The following is a 16,255-nucleotide window of genomic DNA, read 5'->3' on the forward strand; positions in this document are numbered from 1 at the left end:
TAGTAAAAAACGATCTCAGCGATGAGATCGTTTTTATATTACGTATTCTTTATCCCGTACTCTGCCTCATACCGCTCACGTGTCCAGTTGTAGACATGACTCGTCACGGTCCGACCGTCGATTCGCTCTAAGACAAATGGTCGATCAAGGACGTGTGTAAAGCCTAGTTTTTCAACGACACGGCGTGATTGGTCGTTGAAATCAAAGTGTCCGCACCAGACGACATCAATCGGTAGTTCCCGGAATATGAAAGCGAGCATCGCTTCGACGATTTCTGGCATCCGCCCTTCTCCCCAGTAGTTAGGCGCGAGGACATACCCAATCTCAACTTGACGGTCATGGGTGATCGATTCGTCCGGACGACGATTAAAGTGAAACCCGAAGCTCCCGATCACTTCACCCGTTTCTTTATCAGTCACGGCATATTCGCCAGGTGACGCTTGGAAAATGCCAATCACTTCCCGACTCTCCTCAAGCGACGCGTGCGGTGCCCAGCCTGCTTTCGGTCCGACATTCGGATCCTTCGCGTAAGCATACAATGCTGCTGCATCGTCGTCTTGCCAACGGCGTAACAGGTGCCGTGGTGTTTCTAACATATTTGGTAAGTTCATCTGTATTCCCCCCTTATTAAGATACGTTTCGCTGTCGTTCGACCGATTCCTTCACGAACAGACTCGTATAAACTAAACCAAAGCCTGTCAAAAGAATCAATCCGATGTAGACACTCATCATCGACGGGATCAAGAAAGTTCCGACTAGAATCGTCGATCGAGAAATCAAGTCCGCTCCAGCAAACGACGTTCCGGCGAACGCTGAGTATGCCCCGCGTTGATCGGCTGGCATCATGTTCGCTTTTTGTGTGTTCAAGACCGGGGAGTAGAGCAACTCACCGATCGTCGCGATGAAGATGAAGACCATCAGCGCCGTCATACTGTTGGCACTCGTCACGACGACGTAGCCAATCATGTAAAGCATCAGACCCGCAGCGAGCGTCCGGCGCGGCGACAAACGCTTCGCTAGTCGCTGGACGATGAACGTCAACGTGACGACGAGCAACGTATTTTCGATGTTGATGATACTCATCATCCGAACCCCGTTGATCGACCACCCGGCAAATGATAACGGTTCAAACGAATCGGCGAGTCGGACAGCGACATAACTGCCCATCGAAAACTCAGCCGCTAAGATACACATCGAACCGAAGACGACCTTGACGAACGGACGGTCCCGCCAAGCAAGTTGATAGCTCGTGAAGATATCCGAAAGGACTCCACGTAGTTTTTGACGCTGCCACGTCCGTGGCGTGTCGTCAAGAAACAGGTAGTACGCAATCGGTAAAACGGACGACGTGAAGCTCAAGATCCCAAACAACAGCAACTGATTACTGACATAGAGCCAGCCCCCGAGTGCCGTACCGATGGCGATCGATAGATTGATCAACCAGTAGTCGAGCGCATAAACCGCTTGGCGATTTTCCTTCGTCGTCGCATCGATGATGATTGCTCCCATTGCCGGTCGACCAAGATTACTCGTCACTGAGAAGACAGCGTAGATGACCATGAACAACAGCATCCAGTCGAGCGTCAATGAAATCGTCATCGTGATGAACGTCAGCGCTGTGAGCGCAGACGTCGTAACGAGCAGACGTTTACGCGAAAAGCGGTCGGCAAGATATCCGCCGAGTAGATTCGTGATGAAGCTGACGAAGACCATCGCGATCAAAAATGCACCGGCGATGACTTCGTTGAATGCCTGGACGAACAAGAGGGCCATGAACGGCATGATCGAAAACGAGACAGCCCGGTTGAAAAACGATGTGATGAGACGTACTTTAATTGGTTTCGGTATTTCTTTCCATTTAATATTGTCACCTTCCATTCTCTACCTGTATCATAAACAAGACAAGACACAGGAAAAATGGACGTCATTCAAAAAAGATGTCCCCTTTTAAGGAGGAGAAGGACGATGGATGCTTATCTTTTTAAGTTATGGAAGACTTGCCGAAATGGACACTACTCGATTGCGACGCTTGCCGACGCCATCCATCTAAGTCCTAAACAAACAAAACGTTATCTCAATAAATGGCAGGAAGACGGCTGGATTGATTACACGAGCAGGCGTGGACGAGGCAACTTAAGTGAACTCGTCTGGCTGCGCCACGTTGAACGGGAATATGCGAAACGGATGCTCGAACGGATTGATCGTGACTCAATCGAATCGGTGACCGAAGAATTAACGTGGGACTGGTCACCGGCGCAAGCAGGGCGTTTCATGCGGCAACTCGAACGAAAATTCGGCTATACACAGACGACGTCTGATGCGTTATTGATTCCGCGAAAGCGGAACTTCCTAACGACGCATCCGTTAGAAGCAGCAGATATCCATAGCGCCCATCTCGTCCAGAACGTTTTCAACCGCCTGTTTACGATCGACGTCGACGGTAACATTCAAGGCGAACTGGCGCATCACTATGTCTGGAACGGGGCGACGCTCAGTCTCTTCTTACGGAAAGACGTCCGCTTTCATGACGGTTCGCTCCTGACGAGCAAAGAAGTGACGAAGAGTCTGCGTGCTTTGATTGCTTACCCTGCTTACGCCTATTCCTATCGGCACGTGAAACAGATCGTCTCGAACGGTCCGTACCGGGTCGATCTCACACTCGATCAACGGCGGAGTTCGATTTTGCCACAGCTTGCCTCGATTCACACGAGCATCATCAAGGACGGTGTCGGAACAGGACCGTTCCAACTGACGCAACACGACGACAAGAAGACCGTTCTGACGGCTTTCCCGAACTACTTCGGCATCCGTGCCCTGCTCGACCGGATCGAGTTCATCCAGATGCCGGAGCAATATGACCCGGTCTACCGGACATCGACTTCTGACTCCAGTCCAATTGATACGATCGCCACACAATCCGGCTTTGGTCTCGTCTTGCTTCATCCACGTGCTGGTGGTCCGTTTGAATCAAAAGCAGCGCGGCATTATATCCACCGGCTTGTCGCAGAAGTCCGAGATGGTATCCATGACTTCCATGAACGGGCACAACCGAACGATTGTGGTTTTCTTGAGTCCTATAGTCAACCGTATACTGTTCCGGATGGTCCTGCCGTCTTGTTCACGCAACCGATTCGAATCAAGCTGACTGATTTTACGAACAAGGTGACACGCTGGCTCTGTCAGCGGTTCGATCAGGACGGAATTCCATATGAGTTCGTCGAGGTCGGATTTGAGGAGAGCATCACGGATTTTCACGCGTACGATACGATCGATCTCGCTGTCCATGCCGAAGTGTTCGAGCGGAATGTCCAGTACGCCTTCTATCAGTTCATGACGAATACGTTTTCGCCGCCGATCCGACTGTTTCAACAGATGCCGGAGATGCTGAAATCGATTGAACAATACGATGCGACACCGTTTGAAGATTGGCTTCCGATACATCAAGCGATTGAGCGTTACCTGATCGACGAATCGTATTTCATTCCGTTCTATCACGATACTCGTCTGATTCCGTATCCGATCGAACTGCAAAATATCACGATCGACTCGTTCGGTTACTTTGATTTCTCGAAGCTCTGGATCTCCAATCAATCGTGACGAATCGTTGACGAAATCTTGACCTGCTTGTGACAAAACGCACGATATTCTTTAATCCAGTATTTTAAATGTTGTATTTAAGGTGAGGCTACGAAATACTAAGACTGTCTTCATTACTTAGCGAAAAGGAAGTGGTCTTATGTTATCAACCTCTACCATTCAAATCGTTCAATCGACCGTACCGGTTCTTGCGTCGCACGGCGCCGCGATCACGAAAGTCTTTTATCAGCGTTTGTTTCAGGCTCACCCGGAACTAAAACACGTCTTCAATCAATCGAATCAACGGAGCGACCGGCAATCGCAAGCACTCGCGACTGCCGTCTATGCCGCTGCTGCTCACATCGATCGACTCGAGACGTTACAACCGGTCTTATTACCGGTACTCCATAAACACCGCAGTCTACAAATCAAACCGGAGATGTATCCGCTCGTCGGACAAGAATTACTCGGAGCGATGCAAGACGTCTTAGGTGAAGCCGCAACACCAGAAATCCTGCACGCGTGGGGAGAAGCCTATGGGGAAATTGCCAATCTGTTCATCGCGCTCGAAGCCGAACTGTACGCGCAGGATGAACAAGCAAAAGGTTTTTCCGGTTATCAGACAGTTGAGATTTCGGATATCCAGCAACAAGCGGATGGGATTCGCGCCTTGACCTTCCGCACGGACGGTCCGCTCCCCGCTTATCAAGCCGGGCAATACATTACGGTGCGGATTCAAGACAAAGACGGCTTATGGCACAACCGTCAATACAGTCTGACGACGGCATCGAACACGGAAACTTATACAATTGGTGTCAAACGAGAAGGCATCGTTTCTGACTACTTACATGCAGCTGGAATCGGTGACACGGTATTGATTAGTGCGCCGGCTGGTGCCTTCACGCTTGATGCATCAGGTGAACCCGTCGTTCTGATTGCCGGCGGAATCGGGATCACGCCGATGCTTGCGATGGCAGAGGAAGCGTTAGATAATGGTCGACAGGTAACGTTCCATCACGCCGTCCAAGACGAACGCAATCGTCCATTTAACGAGCAACTTACCTTGCTTGAGCAGCGTGGCGCACGCGTCATTCGTTACGCGGAACACCAGGCAACGGATCAAGCGGGTCGCCTGCCGAAAGACGTCATCGCACGTATCACGGATCCGACATACGTCTGTGGTCCGGAAGCAATGATTCAATATGTGATCGAACACTTCACTGCGTCATCAGACAAACTGCATTACGAAATTTTTGGACCAACGCTTGCCTTTGTAGCAGAAACTCCGGTAACGCAGTAAAAAACATCCCGCTCTCTTTGACACGCGTCAAGGAGAGCGGGATGTTTGATTAGAGGGGTAATCGTTCTGACAACGGGCGGACCAAGACGACGTCCGTCGCCATCCGGTTATCGCGGCGTGGTTCATCAACCGGTTCGATCGTCCAGTTTTTCGCATGAAGCGTATTCAAGGCACGTGCTAAGTCGTACATCGAATAGCGATCGTTACCGTTCAACTGATAGAGGCCTGCTTCTTTTTCGAGTAAAATCGTAACGAGCACTTCAGCTGTATCCTCGAGTAGCGAACTCGACGGATACCAGTTTCGACTCGCTTGAATGACGCCGTGCTGCTTCATCTCGTTCGTGAAGAAGTCGACCATATTGTTCGAACCAGCTTCCGTCCCGATTTGCCAGCCGATCCGGACGATCTTCGCTTGTGGATCGAGTGCTTGAATCGCTTGCTCGCAAGCAATCTTGTAGGCACCATATTCGTCGGTCGCATCCGGTACCGCGTCCTTTTCGATCGGTGCCGGCACGTCGTCCGAGAAAACAGACACCGTACTCGTGAAGAAAAATGGAATCTCATATTCTTGGTACAAGCGAACGAGCGCTTCCGTCCAACTGACGGACCCCATCCCGATATGTAAGAAATAATCTGGTCGTTCCGTTTCTAGAAATGTGCGCATCTGAGATTCGTCAGTCGTCGAAACTTTCGTCCGGTCCCACGCGACTGTCTTGATGTCGTGCTTTGCTAAGACATCCGCAACGACGGGTGCTACCGTTCCGTTCATGCCTGTAATGATTGCTTTCATGTTGATGCTTCCCCCTTATCTTCGATCGAAAAATCATGAAACCGCTTGCTACTTCAGTTTACACGGGAAGTATTGATTTAACGAATCTGAGGTCATTCTTCTACGACCATTTATGCCTCAAATGAAAAAAACGTCCGCTGTCCAATCTAAAATTGGTAAGCAGACGCACTGTTTAGTTAGTTCATCCTTACTCCGAAACGCCTTCCGTTTCCATTCGGCGCCACAGTACATTCAAGAAGACCGTCATCCCACTGATCGGAATCAAAAACAATAACGCTGTGATCCATAAACTCTCCATCGACTCCACTCCTCATCGTTCATTTCTATCTCTAGTGTACATAAGCGCGAAACCGCTTACCTCCACCTCAAGGCGGATATTTCATCCGACCTTGTCCTGTCGTACTTCAGAAAAGGAAACGGTACGATGAATCAGTAACCAGATACTGGTCATGACAAGACCACTCAAGGCAAAGAATAGGAAGACGAACGAGATGCTGAAGAACGTCGTCAAGTACGACGACAGACCGTAGCAGAGCGCGGAACACGCCGTCGATGCTGCGACCATCGCCGTCCGGACCCGTCCGAGCAAGTGCGATGGTGTCGAGCGTTGCAACAAGGTCGCAAACGGAATCCCGAACAATGTCAGTGCCATGCCGAGCAAGACGAACCCACCGACAGCCACTGGGACGAACGAGACATAGGCGACGATCGCGATTGCGAGTCCTTGCAAAACGACGGCAAAACGAAACAGCTTATCCTGCCGTACGGAGACGACCCACTTCCCGTAAAGAAGCGACATCGCGATTCCCCCAATCACCGTCGCCAGTTCGAGTGCAGAAAACGTTTGAGCATTCCCCGATAAGACATCCTTGGCATATGGTGCAAGTAAGGTATTCATCGGTGTGATCATCCAGTTTGCGAGGATTGCACAACCGAGAATCCATTTCAGGCGACCGTCACGTATGACGTGACCAATCCCTTCGAGCAACGCTTCTCGGTACGATCCTTGACGCGCCCCTTCTGCTACTTGTCCCGTCATGTGACGAACAAGTAACCAGGCGACGAGATGCAGTCCGAGATCGAGCCACAGAATACTCACCATCGAAAAATGGGCGATCATCATCCCACCGAGTAAAAATCCGCTTAACGTACCGATTCGTTCGATTGTTGCGAGATAGGCATTCGCTTGCGGCAATTGGTCATCTTCAACTAAATCAACGACCCATGTGAAGACGGCGTTTCCGCCAATAATTTGCAGAATCGTCTGTACGACGAGTAAGCCGAGTAACCACGGTAGGACAACGTCCGTTAGTCCAACTCCCATCAAGGTAATCCCAAGCGTAAGCAACCGAATGAGTAACGACGTTTGGTACAACGATGCACTGACGAACCGGTCGATCCACGGTCCAACGAACGTTGAGACAAGAAAACGAATCAAAAAGACACTTGTTGCAAGCAAGGCGACACCGGAAGCACTGATCTGTTCCGCACTCACCCAGTAAATTGCGATATAAACGAAGCTCGTCCCGACGGTCGATAACAAATCCGAGACATACATAAAACGAAACGCACGTGACATGATGTTTTATCCCTTTCCTAAAACGACTTCTTGTTCATCTTACAATTTTTCTCAATTGCTGCCCATTCTTTTTTCGTCATCACATCGTCATCGTCTGTTAAGGCATTCTTACTCGTCTGTAACAGAGCCGACATGTTCATTCGCTATACTAAAACGCATAGGGAGGTGAAGATCCATGAAAACGCAAACGCGTTATGACTATGAAACCGAACAGAAACAGGTCGACGTCCCATCCGAGGCACGTTTAGGCTACTACTTTCTTTTGATCGTCCTGCCGCTTGGTCTCGCGCATCTTGTCCAGTCGCTTGCTCCTTCGCCGGATCAACACCACTCGTCCGTATTGACGGGTTTGACGTTCTTATCTATCGTCTTTTTCATGTACTTAGGTAACCGAGCTGCTGGAAATGCCAAAACGACCTTTTTCGGATACTCGATGTTCTTGAGTATCAGTCTGTTCGCGACGCTGTTTCTACCAACGGTGCCGATCATTTAAGCATAAGCAAACGAGCACACGTCCGACTTGTACGCGTGCTCGTTTTTTTAATGCGTATGCGATTCGTGTTTCCCGTCGCAATACAACGTATCACCATGCGCGTGTTGATCCGTCTCGACCTGGATCGTTGCATGGTTAATCCCGACGTGTTTCAAATCGTGATCAATCTGTTCGCGAATCGACTCTGATTCCCGGACGGTCATGTCCTCTTTGACGACGACGTGACATGATAACGCGTTATAGCCACTCGTGATCGACCAGATGTGTAGATCATGTAGTCCAAGGACGGCTTCGTTCGTCTGAATCGTCGAAACGACCTCATCGATATCGACGTCACTTGGCGTTCCTTCCATCAAGACGTGAACAGATGCTTTCGTCACGTAATAACCGCTCCGCAAGACAAGAATCGCGACGATGATACTCGCAAGCGGATCTGCCCATCCCCAACCAAAGAACATGATGAGAAGAGCAGCCGCAATCGCACCGACCGATCCAAGCATGTCGCTTAAGACGTGCAGATATGCTCCGCGCATGTTGAGATTATGTTCATGTCCTCCACCGCGTGTCATGATCCAGGCGACCAGGATGTTAACGAGCAACCCGAGGACACTGATGATCAGCATCCCGGTCGTTGCGACAGCTGGTGGATCGATGAAACGCTGAATCGCTTCAATGAAAATATAGAGGGCGATGACGATCAGCGTCACGCCGTTTATGATGGCAGCTAGGATTTCAAAGCGTTTTGAACCGAACGTCTTTTTCGCATCCGGTGCTTGACTCGAGAACTGGAAGGCTAACAGGGCGATCGCGAGAGAAATCGAGTCACTTAACATGTGTCCAGCGTCCGATAACAACGCTAGACTGTTCGTCCAAATCCCGCCGATGACCTCGACGATCATGAACGCGGTGATGATCAGGAACGACAGGCCCAGTACCTTTTTATTGTCGGTATGATGATGGTGGTGATGATGATCATGTGCCATGACGTTGCCTCCTTTTACCTTACATTCAAACGTCTATTTGAATTATAACGTGCCTCCGTTCTGCGGTCAACGGGCTCACGTGTTATATCCCACGCCTGTACTCTTCCAAAACGACTAATCTGACTATACAAAAAAAGCGATGACTTCTCGCCATCGCTCTCTTTGTATTCTTCTCAAATAAACGACCGAAAGTCTTCCGTTTGTTGCTCGAGTTGATGTGCGACCTCTTCAATCGCGGTAAAACGTTGCATCGTTTCCTTTACTGTCGCAAGGCTTGACGCGACTTCGAGATGGGACGCTTCAATCTTTTTCATCATCGCCATGATTTGACGGTTCATCGTTTCCGTATTCGTCCGTACTTCGACGACTGCACTGCCGACTAAATCCGATAAATTTTTGACTTCACTCGCAACGACGGTGAACCCTTTGCCATGTTCTCCAGCACGTGCCGCTTCGATTGCCGCGTTCAGCGACAACAGGTTCGTTCGGGCTGCGATCTCCTTGATCGTATCAGCAATCTTCGTGATCTCGATCGCTTGGGCATATAATGTTTCGAACGTCTGCTGGTTCTCAGCCGTTTCACTTGCGATTGTGTGCATCGTCTCTTGAAGTTGATTGCCCTCTTTAGAGCCTTGAACTGACTGCAGATTCAGTCCTTCAGCGAGTGTCTGGAAGCTTTTCGCATATCCTTGTACACGGTCGATCCGGTCCGTGATGTTACTCGCGATCTTGACGACGCCGACGACTTCTTCTCCCTCAAAGATTGGCATGTAAGTGGCTTCAAGCCATAAAATATCACCACGAGCATCAACGCGCTTGATTTTATCCGCCGTACTGAAGCCCGAAAACAGGCGTGTCCAAAAGTCCTGATACTCACGGCTGTTCGCGAATTCTGGTGTACAAAATGTATGGTGCTGTAAGCCAATCATCTCATCCCGCTTATACTTCATCGTTTTCGCAAACAAGTCGTTAACGTCGATGACCCGTCGTTGGCGATCAAAACAGATCATCGCGACGTTTGATTCAAGGCTCGATAAGATTGCTGGTGAGCGCAATGGTCTCGGTAAGGTTTCATTCATGGTGTCATTAACTCCTTCTATGTATCATTCATGTACTAAGACAGTTTTAAAAAAAGAATAATCTGTACCTATCTATCGTCAGCAATTGACCTTTTTTTATAGTTTCATTCAAAAAAAAAGAACAATCCTTTATTACTGAGGTATGGTCAGACTCACTCACTTTTAAGAACTATAGCTGTTACACTAGGGATATGGCATTTGATACGGACAGGGGGAAACAGCATGGATTATGAAAAAGCATCTCACAAGTTCCAACACCGAAAGCAACAGTTGACGTTAAAAAAAGAAACGGTCATCGAGCGCGTATCCCGGCGATATAATGCAATCGAAATACCGAAAGACGACATCTCGGATTTAGTGAATGATGATCAACTCGAATACGATGCCATCTTTTGCTGCTTGAAGATTGATGACGTTGCCCTCTTGAATTCGCTTTTTACGCCTAGTGAATTAGACGATTTCGAGTGGGAGATACAAGATAATAAAAGGAAAAATCGACGATACCGATATGCTAATCAGAAAGAAGCAGATTACAATCAATTGATTCTCGATGAGATGGAAGGACGCCGAATTGATATCGTCTTAGAGAGCCTTGACGGTACATATATCACTGGATTCTTGGTTAGGAATCAATCCGAAGTAATCGGCTCTTACTTATATGCTCTCGTCGGTGGTGCACATTTTGCCGATCCTGTCGTAAAAAACCTCGTCATTCGAGCCAGAGAGCTGACAGAAGAAGAAGTCGAAGAATCATATCGTGATTATCTCGACGATTTAGTTCGGTGGGGTCATATTTAAAAAGAACGATGGACTTCAAATGAAATCAATCGTTCTTCGTTTGCGCTTCGATTTTCTCGTTCCGAGCAGCCTCAAAGTTGCGATAAATCGTAAATCCTACTAAACCAATCAACCAGATAATGCCATACCCGAGTTCCCAGTCGAAGCCGAAATACAAGATTGACGACGTGATGACGACAATCAGGATTAAGCGAATGCTCGACAGATGATATTTACTCATGATGTCCCTCCTTTTCTACCGCCACCGAAGTAGATGTATGTCACGAATAGAATTAACGTCCACGTAAAAACCGCGAATATGATTTTAAATAAGCCGTCAGGCAGTATTTTTGATATATATAACATGGTCATTAGGATTGAAAACGTTAAATGGTTATTTCTCATTTGTGTAGAGAGCTTATCCCAATTGAGCAGGACAAGTACTACCGCGACGGGTGCGAGGAGTGCCGTTAGGAAGAAGAACGGAACGTTCCTCATATAGTACGGTATCTCGTCTTTGTTTTTTCCCATCACATATCTCTCCTCATCTGCAATATAGAATACCTAGCTTCTCTATTCATTTCATCGGAACGGATGTGATTGCATGAAAAAAAGAAGTACGCCCGCTGATCTATACTCTTATCGTTCTCGTCATCTTGGTAGCTGCCTATCCGACTTACCTCTTCGTTTCTAAAACGATGACTGAAATCAAGATTGAACGAATGTTAGTTAAATCAGGATACGACCAAGATATTTCAAAAAAAGAAACGGTCTTTGAGTCGAAGACCGGAAGATATGTGTTGGAAGTTAAATACACGAATGAACCGGACTATATATACAACTATGAAATCGTTGAAAATCATGTACTGACGACTGTATACGACCAGCATCATGTTGAAGTGACTGGCTCCGTTCAACATGAATTAAAGTAGATATCGTACTTTAAATAACAATCGAGCCCATTCAGCGATCGCACGAATGAACTCGATTTATGTACCTCTTAACATTCTTCTTTCATGTTCAGTGATTCTGCCGAGCGAATCGTAATTTGTTTTGTAGCATCATCGATGGATATGACACAATCCCATGTCAGCTTTAACTGAAGGACATCATTTCGATCCAACCACAAGAACGCAGTCAGTTCGATGAAGTCCCCCATCACTACCATTTTTCTCGCCTTCTCATCAATGACAGCATACAGTTCATCCTCTAAGTTGATTTTCCAGTCAAAAAATTCACTGACGTTCATTCTTTATCTCTCCCAACTCTACATCATTCCGCCGTAGAGAACGTAATCTTCCATTTCTTCCGTGCAATCAATACAACGATTAGCGAAGCCAACAAAGATATTTTAAGCGTCGTATCATCGATTACATGTAACCCGTAATGCAGTGAAAAGAGCGTCGCGAGTAAGAGAACGACGAGTCCTAAGAACATCATGTTTTTCATTCAATCACCTCTTTTCCAACAGTCATCTGGCGATACTTTCAATGTTCCGAAATGTATCGTCCAACTACATTCCCCTTGTTTTTAAATTGTCGATATGATTAAACTAATACAAGAACACAAAAAAAGGAAGTCATTCATGATAAAAAAATCCATAAACTACTTTTTATTGTCATTTATGTTGATTGTTATCATCTTGAATCTTTTGAATGGTCGAGTAATTGAAAATGAACGGTTAACGTTAGCCGTGAACATCGCTATCGTGCTGATGGCGTTATTCTTTATCCGCTTGAGGTTCTCAAAACGAAAACGTAAATAAAATGCTAAGTAGTATGTAAAGGTGGTCAAATCGTGGGACAATTCATGATTTTCGGTGCACTGATGAATCTTCTGATCATTGGCGCAATCGTCTATGTCGTATGGAAGTTAGCTAAGAAACTCTTTAAAAAATAAGTGATGAATGTACTTTTTTCGTTTACTTCATATGAATTAATGTTTACATAAAGAAAGTCCCTTTCTCATTCGAAAAAGGGACTTTCTTTAATTTTTACCCCGCGTAATTAAACAACGGACCACGCAATTCGAACTCATACGTCTCGCCGTCAACGATGCCGACGATTTCGTCACTCTCAATCAACTGATGCAGGAAGCCTGCCATCTCAGCCGCTGTATGGTATTTCTTGACGTTCTTGCTGTAGTCGAACCCTGCTTCCCCGCGTGAACGATCCGCGAATTCCGTCTCTGTCGCAGCTGGCGCAAGCACTTTCGCCCGAAGTTTTGCGCCACCTTTTTGCAGTTCTTGCGCGAGCCCTTCTGTATAGGCACTGACATAGAACTTCGTCGCACAATACGTGACCGCATTCGGCACGATCCGATAGCCGCCGGCTGATGAGATATTGACAAGTGTTGTTCCTTCGACGTCATGATGATCGCGAACGAACAGACTCGATAAAATCGTCAACGCCTCGATGTTCAAGCGAAGCATCTTCTCGATTTTTCCGAGATCGATGTCTTGAACGAGATCAAAATCGCCGAATCCGGCGTTGTTGATCCACGTCTCGATGTCGAATTCCTTTAGTCCTTCATATAAATCATGGACGTTTTGGTTATCCGAAAGATCGACCGACTTAAGGATGACATCACTGTCTGGTGAAATCTGTTTGACTTCATCCCGAAGTTTTTCGAGCTCAGACGTCCGTCGCGCGACGAGAACGAGTGATTTTCCTTTTCCTGCGAGTAGTTTTGCCGTCTCATATCCAATTCCTGAACTTGCTCCTGTAATGACCGTGTACTTCATGTAGCATATCCCCTTTTTGATTTGGTATAGTGAGAGTCTAATCCTTAGACTGAACTCTAAGTCAAGCAGAAAGGTGAGATGTATGTATACGATTTCTGAAATCAGTCGTTTAACCGATACGAGTGGCCATACGATTCGCTATTACGAGAAAGAAGGGCTACTGTTTCCGAAGCGTCAAAATGGTCAACGTCGATACAACGACCAAGACGTGACGTGGCTTCGGTTCGTCCTCCGCTTGCGCGAAACGCATATGCCGATCGAGCAAATCCGTTCGTATGTGACGCTGTTCCTTGCCCACGGCGAGCAGGATACGACGCGGGAACGGCTCGCATTGCTTGAAGCACACCATGCGAACGTCTTGGCACAACTGGCAGCATTACAGGAAACGGAGCGAATGATCGCAGAAAAAGTCGACACCTATCGTCGCCTCCATCCTACAATTCCCGCTCCTGATGTTGTTCAACCCTCGGAGAACGCCTCCGTCAATTGACGAAAGACCGTTTCGCGCTCGTCAGGCGTTAACGCAAGAAAACTATCGCCGATGTTGATTTCTGTTGCGCAACCAGTGTCTTTCTCAACTAGATAGCCGGCGATACCAACCGGTCCTTGCGACTGGATGGCAATCAATTTTTCCTGGACGACTGCTTTTTCTGCCTTGAAGTAGAGGTGAAACATGTTCGAGACAGGCTCGACTGGACGTGTCGAAATGCCTGGAATCGCATTCAATCTGCTCGCAAGCTCCTTTGCGGCTGCATGGTACTCCGCCATGCGGTCTTTTCGTTGTTCATAATAAAAATCAGCAGACAGAATATACGGATAGAGACTGATCAAATCACCGCCGTAGCGGCGTTTCCAGATTCGCGCTTCTTGGCAAAACGTTTTTGGTCCGGCTAAAATCGCTCCTGCAACACCGCCGAGTCCTTTATAAAAAGAGATATAGACACTGTCAAACAACTGCGCGATGTCCTTTGCTTCTGCCTCATAATACGGTAAGACCTCAAGTAAGCGGGCACCGTCCAAGTGAAGTCGGATATTCTGTTTACGGGCATACGTGCAGATGATTTCAAGTTCCTCACGTGACGGAAGCAATCCACCGAGTTCGCGTTGTGGCAGTTCGAGTAACAGACAACTGACGTCCGGCAAAGCTTCGATGTCGTCCATCGTCATCAACCGATCGGCTTCTCCGACTAGTACTGGTTCGATTCCGTGCAATTTCTTTAAGCCGTCCTGCTCATGGATTTCGAGATGACAAAGCGGATGATAGGCGACCTTGCGATTACCCTGTTCATCCGACCAGATGCGTAGCGCAATCTGTTGCGCCATCGTACCACTCGGGAAAAAGACCGCATCCTCATGCCCAAGTAAGTCTGCCATCTTGCGCTCGAACGTCTTGATGAATTCGCCGTTGCCATAGATGTCACTTGGTTGATCAGCTGAGACAGTTCGCAGCGCTTCTTGTAACACGCCAACCGTCCGACTACCATGTCCATCTAAACGTTTCGTCGTTTCTTGGTAACTCGATCGTAAATCCATCTCTTTCATTCCCTTCTAAATCAATGACTATTTTTTGAAAAAATCAAAATATTCCCTCTCCACTTTTGCTATACTGTGTAGCGAAAGTCTGTTAAACGTACTCGTCAAAGGAGGTGTCCCTATCGTGCAAACGCTTCGCACTCGCCTATTGCTTCTTATTCCACTTGTCTGTCTACTACTACTTACCGTGCAACAATTCGTCCCGTCGCTCTATACGTCACTGCTTGGACGAATTGATCCAGCAACGAATACATATTGCGTCGATCGTTGTGGTCCAAAGGAATCGATCTTCGATACGATCGAAGAAGGAACGTCTTATGGCGAGAGCACGGTCACGATGAGCGAAGCCGATCCACCAGCTCCATGGTTCCGGACAGGATTTGATTCTTCGGTTACGACACCTCCTTATCTTCTCATACTATGTCTTATTCTCCTGTTTTGTAGCTGGTTTTTCTGGCATTATCTTCAGTGGTTGCGTCGACCTCGTATCGATCCATCAGGATATGCGCTTCCCCCACGGTTCCCGATTTTCATTTATGAGACGAAAGACCTGCCTGCAGACTCGATTCGAAAACAACTCGCTCACTTTAATGCACAATTGCCACTTTCCTTACAACGCCGTACCCACGAGACGGTAACGGAATGGTTCGACCGAATTGCGTTCCCGTCTCCTGTTGATCCGCTCTACTTCGAAGTGCGATATGGGAAGGTGCCTGTCATCTCGACGCATCAATTGACCTTCTTCGTCCAAGCGATGGAGCAGTATCTTCAAAAATGCCAAGTCCAGTCATCAATCTCTTGAATTCTGCCGCCCTGCTCATTGAAGCATGGCGGTTTTTCTTATTGAAATCAGATAGGATGACATCTGAAAGAAGATTTCAAGTGTTTTTAAAGTTTGGATTGACTATTTTTCAAAATCAGACGATTAGTTGCCAGAAAACTGGGTAATATAGACTATAGCAGAGAAAAAGTCGTTCAACCAGGAGAGTGAGGTGAGAGAAGATGATCAGTGCACAAGAAGCCTATTACATCAAAAAGGAATTGAATGAAAAATTCGAGGATCCGCGGATTTCCTGTGATTTTTCAATCTTTTCACTTGAACCATTCCAACTTCTCTTGCACGTCCAAGAAGATGTCGATGAGCTCAGTACTGAAACACGCTATGGCATAAGCCGCAAGATTCGGTCCCAACTCAAACAACTCGATGCACGTGTCGGTGGTGTTCCCGTCAAAGCGGTCTATGTCATATCGGCGCCTCTCATTTCCGATCGATCGTATTGCGTCATCTTACAATGAAAAATCCCTCACGTGAGCTAGACTGACCTAGCAATATGAGACACATATAAAACACCTTGATTAGGCTGCCTGTACACCGTATTTTTTCGGTGTCAGGTAGCCTAAT

Annotated in this window: 19 protein-coding genes; 8 read left to right on the forward strand and 11 right to left on the reverse strand. The window is 47.4% G+C overall.

Going from position 1 to position 16,255, the window contains the following annotated elements:
- Positions 1-38 precede the first annotated feature (38 nt).
- Positions 39-611, reverse strand: coding sequence for a GNAT family N-acetyltransferase (locus tag KNQ15_RS15195; RefSeq protein WP_251137710.1), 573 nt, complete (start codon positions 609-611; stop codon positions 39-41).
- A 16-nt stretch (positions 612-627) separates the two neighbouring features.
- Positions 628-1,863 carry an MDR family MFS transporter gene (locus tag KNQ15_RS15200; RefSeq protein WP_214729989.1) on the reverse strand — a complete coding sequence of 412 codons (1,236 nt, stop codon included), beginning with the start codon at positions 1,861-1,863 and terminating at the stop codon, positions 628-630.
- 102 nt (positions 1,864-1,965) lie between these two features.
- Between KNQ15_RS15200 and KNQ15_RS15205 the strand changes: the two genes are divergently transcribed.
- Positions 1,966-3,597: an ABC transporter substrate-binding protein gene (locus KNQ15_RS15205; protein WP_214729970.1), complete on the forward strand. Its 1,632-nt coding sequence runs from the start codon at positions 1,966-1,968 to the stop codon at positions 3,595-3,597.
- 139 nt (positions 3,598-3,736) lie between these two features.
- Complete coding sequence (locus KNQ15_RS15210; protein ID WP_214729971.1) at positions 3,737-4,876, forward strand: globin domain-containing protein; 1,140 nt, start codon at positions 3,737-3,739, stop codon at positions 4,874-4,876.
- Between the two features lie 49 nt (positions 4,877-4,925).
- Here KNQ15_RS15210 and KNQ15_RS15215 read toward each other — a convergent pair whose 3' ends face one another.
- Both KNQ15_RS15215 and KNQ15_RS15220 read right to left on the reverse strand, forming a co-directional pair.
- Positions 4,926-5,666, reverse strand: a complete 741-nt coding sequence (locus KNQ15_RS15215; protein ID WP_214729972.1) for a sugar nucleotide-binding protein — start codon at positions 5,664-5,666, stop codon at positions 4,926-4,928.
- 379 nt (positions 5,667-6,045) lie between these two features.
- Entirely contained in the window at positions 6,046-7,245 is a 1,200-nt protein-coding gene (locus tag KNQ15_RS15220) for an MFS transporter (protein ID WP_214729973.1), read from the reverse strand.
- A gap of 175 nt (positions 7,246-7,420) precedes the next feature.
- Between KNQ15_RS15220 and KNQ15_RS15225 the strand changes: the two genes are divergently transcribed.
- Positions 7,421-7,738 carry a hypothetical protein gene (locus KNQ15_RS15225; protein WP_053453258.1) on the forward strand — a complete coding sequence of 106 codons (318 nt, stop codon included), beginning with the start codon at positions 7,421-7,423 and terminating at the stop codon, positions 7,736-7,738.
- 47 nt (positions 7,739-7,785) lie between these two features.
- Here KNQ15_RS15225 and KNQ15_RS15230 read toward each other — a convergent pair whose 3' ends face one another.
- Positions 7,786-8,721, reverse strand: a complete 936-nt coding sequence (locus tag KNQ15_RS15230) for a cation diffusion facilitator family transporter (protein WP_214729974.1) — start codon at positions 8,719-8,721, stop codon at positions 7,786-7,788.
- A 173-nt stretch (positions 8,722-8,894) separates the two neighbouring features.
- The gene (locus KNQ15_RS15235; protein ID WP_214729975.1) at positions 8,895-9,800 is read right to left on the reverse strand and encodes a methyl-accepting chemotaxis protein; all 906 of its coding nucleotides are present in this window, start codon (positions 9,798-9,800) and stop codon (positions 8,895-8,897) included.
- 222 nt (positions 9,801-10,022) lie between these two features.
- Here KNQ15_RS15235 and KNQ15_RS15240 point away from each other — a divergent pair, with 222 nt between their 5' ends.
- The gene (locus KNQ15_RS15240; RefSeq protein ID WP_214729976.1) at positions 10,023-10,598 is read left to right on the forward strand and encodes a hypothetical protein; all 576 of its coding nucleotides are present in this window, start codon (positions 10,023-10,025) and stop codon (positions 10,596-10,598) included.
- 25 nt (positions 10,599-10,623) lie between these two features.
- Here the strand turns inward: KNQ15_RS15240 and KNQ15_RS15245 are convergent, their stop codons facing one another.
- Positions 10,624-10,818: a hypothetical protein gene (locus KNQ15_RS15245; RefSeq protein ID WP_035397536.1), complete on the reverse strand. Its 195-nt coding sequence runs from the start codon at positions 10,816-10,818 to the stop codon at positions 10,624-10,626.
- A gap of 481 nt (positions 10,819-11,299) precedes the next feature.
- On the opposite strand from KNQ15_RS15245, the gene KNQ15_RS15250 reads away from it, so the two are divergent.
- Positions 11,300-11,509: a hypothetical protein gene (locus tag KNQ15_RS15250; protein WP_251137712.1), complete on the forward strand. Its 210-nt coding sequence runs from the start codon at positions 11,300-11,302 to the stop codon at positions 11,507-11,509.
- A gap of 68 nt (positions 11,510-11,577) precedes the next feature.
- Here the strand turns inward: KNQ15_RS15250 and KNQ15_RS15255 are convergent, their stop codons facing one another.
- From KNQ15_RS15255 to KNQ15_RS15265, 3 genes are all read right to left on the reverse strand, one after another.
- Positions 11,578-11,826, reverse strand: a complete 249-nt coding sequence (locus KNQ15_RS15255) for a hypothetical protein (protein WP_214729978.1) — start codon at positions 11,824-11,826, stop codon at positions 11,578-11,580.
- A gap of 23 nt (positions 11,827-11,849) precedes the next feature.
- On the reverse strand, positions 11,850-12,026 hold the full coding sequence (locus KNQ15_RS15260) for a hypothetical protein (protein WP_214729979.1): 177 nt from the start codon (positions 12,024-12,026) through the stop codon (positions 11,850-11,852).
- Between the two features lie 544 nt (positions 12,027-12,570).
- Positions 12,571-13,320 carry an SDR family NAD(P)-dependent oxidoreductase gene (locus KNQ15_RS15265; RefSeq protein ID WP_214729980.1) on the reverse strand — a complete coding sequence of 250 codons (750 nt, stop codon included), beginning with the start codon at positions 13,318-13,320 and terminating at the stop codon, positions 12,571-12,573.
- 82 nt (positions 13,321-13,402) lie between these two features.
- On the opposite strand from KNQ15_RS15265, the gene KNQ15_RS15270 reads away from it, so the two are divergent.
- A complete protein-coding gene (locus KNQ15_RS15270; protein ID WP_214729981.1) occupies positions 13,403-13,810 on the forward strand; it encodes a MerR family transcriptional regulator in 408 nt (135 codons plus the stop codon).
- Here KNQ15_RS15270 and KNQ15_RS15275 read toward each other — a convergent pair.
- Positions 13,780-14,853, reverse strand: coding sequence for a threonine aldolase family protein (locus KNQ15_RS15275; RefSeq protein ID WP_214729982.1), 1,074 nt, complete (start codon positions 14,851-14,853; stop codon positions 13,780-13,782). The two genes, KNQ15_RS15270 and KNQ15_RS15275, sit on opposite strands and share 31 nt — an antisense overlap.
- A gap of 124 nt (positions 14,854-14,977) precedes the next feature.
- Here KNQ15_RS15275 and KNQ15_RS15280 point away from each other — a divergent pair, with 124 nt between their 5' ends.
- Both KNQ15_RS15280 and KNQ15_RS15285 read left to right on the forward strand, forming a co-directional pair.
- Positions 14,978-15,655: a hypothetical protein gene (locus KNQ15_RS15280; RefSeq protein ID WP_214729983.1), complete on the forward strand. Its 678-nt coding sequence runs from the start codon at positions 14,978-14,980 to the stop codon at positions 15,653-15,655.
- Between the two features lie 200 nt (positions 15,656-15,855).
- On the forward strand, positions 15,856-16,149 hold the full coding sequence (locus KNQ15_RS15285) for a hypothetical protein (RefSeq protein WP_214729984.1): 294 nt from the start codon (positions 15,856-15,858) through the stop codon (positions 16,147-16,149).
- Positions 16,150-16,255 lie beyond the last annotated feature (106 nt).

It is taken from the genome of Exiguobacterium sp. s168, from assembly GCF_018619035.1.
GTDB lineage: Bacteria > Bacillota > Bacilli > Exiguobacteriales > Exiguobacteriaceae > Exiguobacterium_A > Exiguobacterium_A acetylicum.

Coding starts and splice junctions, on each gene's coding strand:
- KNQ15_RS15195 (WP_251137710.1), bottom strand. CDS start 611: ATGAACTTACCAAATATGTTAGAAACACCACGGCACCTGTTACGCCGT.
- KNQ15_RS15205 (WP_214729970.1), top strand. CDS start 1,966: ATGGATGCTTATCTTTTTAAGTTATGGAAGACTTGCCGAAATGGACAC.
- KNQ15_RS15210 (WP_214729971.1), top strand. CDS start 3,737: ATGTTATCAACCTCTACCATTCAAATCGTTCAATCGACCGTACCGGTT.
- KNQ15_RS15215 (WP_214729972.1), bottom strand. CDS start 5,666: ATGAAAGCAATCATTACAGGCATGAACGGAACGGTAGCACCCGTCGTT.
- KNQ15_RS15220 (WP_214729973.1), bottom strand. CDS start 7,245: ATGTCACGTGCGTTTCGTTTTATGTATGTCTCGGATTTGTTATCGACC.
- KNQ15_RS15225 (WP_053453258.1), top strand. CDS start 7,421: ATGAAAACGCAAACGCGTTATGACTATGAAACCGAACAGAAACAGGTC.
- KNQ15_RS15230 (WP_214729974.1), bottom strand. CDS start 8,721: ATGGCACATGATCATCATCACCACCATCATCATACCGACAATAAAAAG.
- KNQ15_RS15235 (WP_214729975.1), bottom strand. CDS start 9,800: ATGAATGAAACCTTACCGAGACCATTGCGCTCACCAGCAATCTTATCG.
- KNQ15_RS15240 (WP_214729976.1), top strand. CDS start 10,023: ATGGATTATGAAAAAGCATCTCACAAGTTCCAACACCGAAAGCAACAG.
- KNQ15_RS15245 (WP_035397536.1), bottom strand. CDS start 10,818: ATGAGTAAATATCATCTGTCGAGCATTCGCTTAATCCTGATTGTCGTC.
- KNQ15_RS15250 (WP_251137712.1), top strand. CDS start 11,300: ATGTTAGTTAAATCAGGATACGACCAAGATATTTCAAAAAAAGAAACG.
- KNQ15_RS15255 (WP_214729978.1), bottom strand. CDS start 11,826: ATGAACGTCAGTGAATTTTTTGACTGGAAAATCAACTTAGAGGATGAA.
- KNQ15_RS15260 (WP_214729979.1), bottom strand. CDS start 12,026: ATGAAAAACATGATGTTCTTAGGACTCGTCGTTCTCTTACTCGCGACG.
- KNQ15_RS15265 (WP_214729980.1), bottom strand. CDS start 13,320: ATGAAGTACACGGTCATTACAGGAGCAAGTTCAGGAATTGGATATGAG.
- KNQ15_RS15270 (WP_214729981.1), top strand. CDS start 13,403: ATGTATACGATTTCTGAAATCAGTCGTTTAACCGATACGAGTGGCCAT.
- KNQ15_RS15275 (WP_214729982.1), bottom strand. CDS start 14,853: ATGGATTTACGATCGAGTTACCAAGAAACGACGAAACGTTTAGATGGA.
- KNQ15_RS15285 (WP_214729984.1), top strand. CDS start 15,856: ATGATCAGTGCACAAGAAGCCTATTACATCAAAAAGGAATTGAATGAA.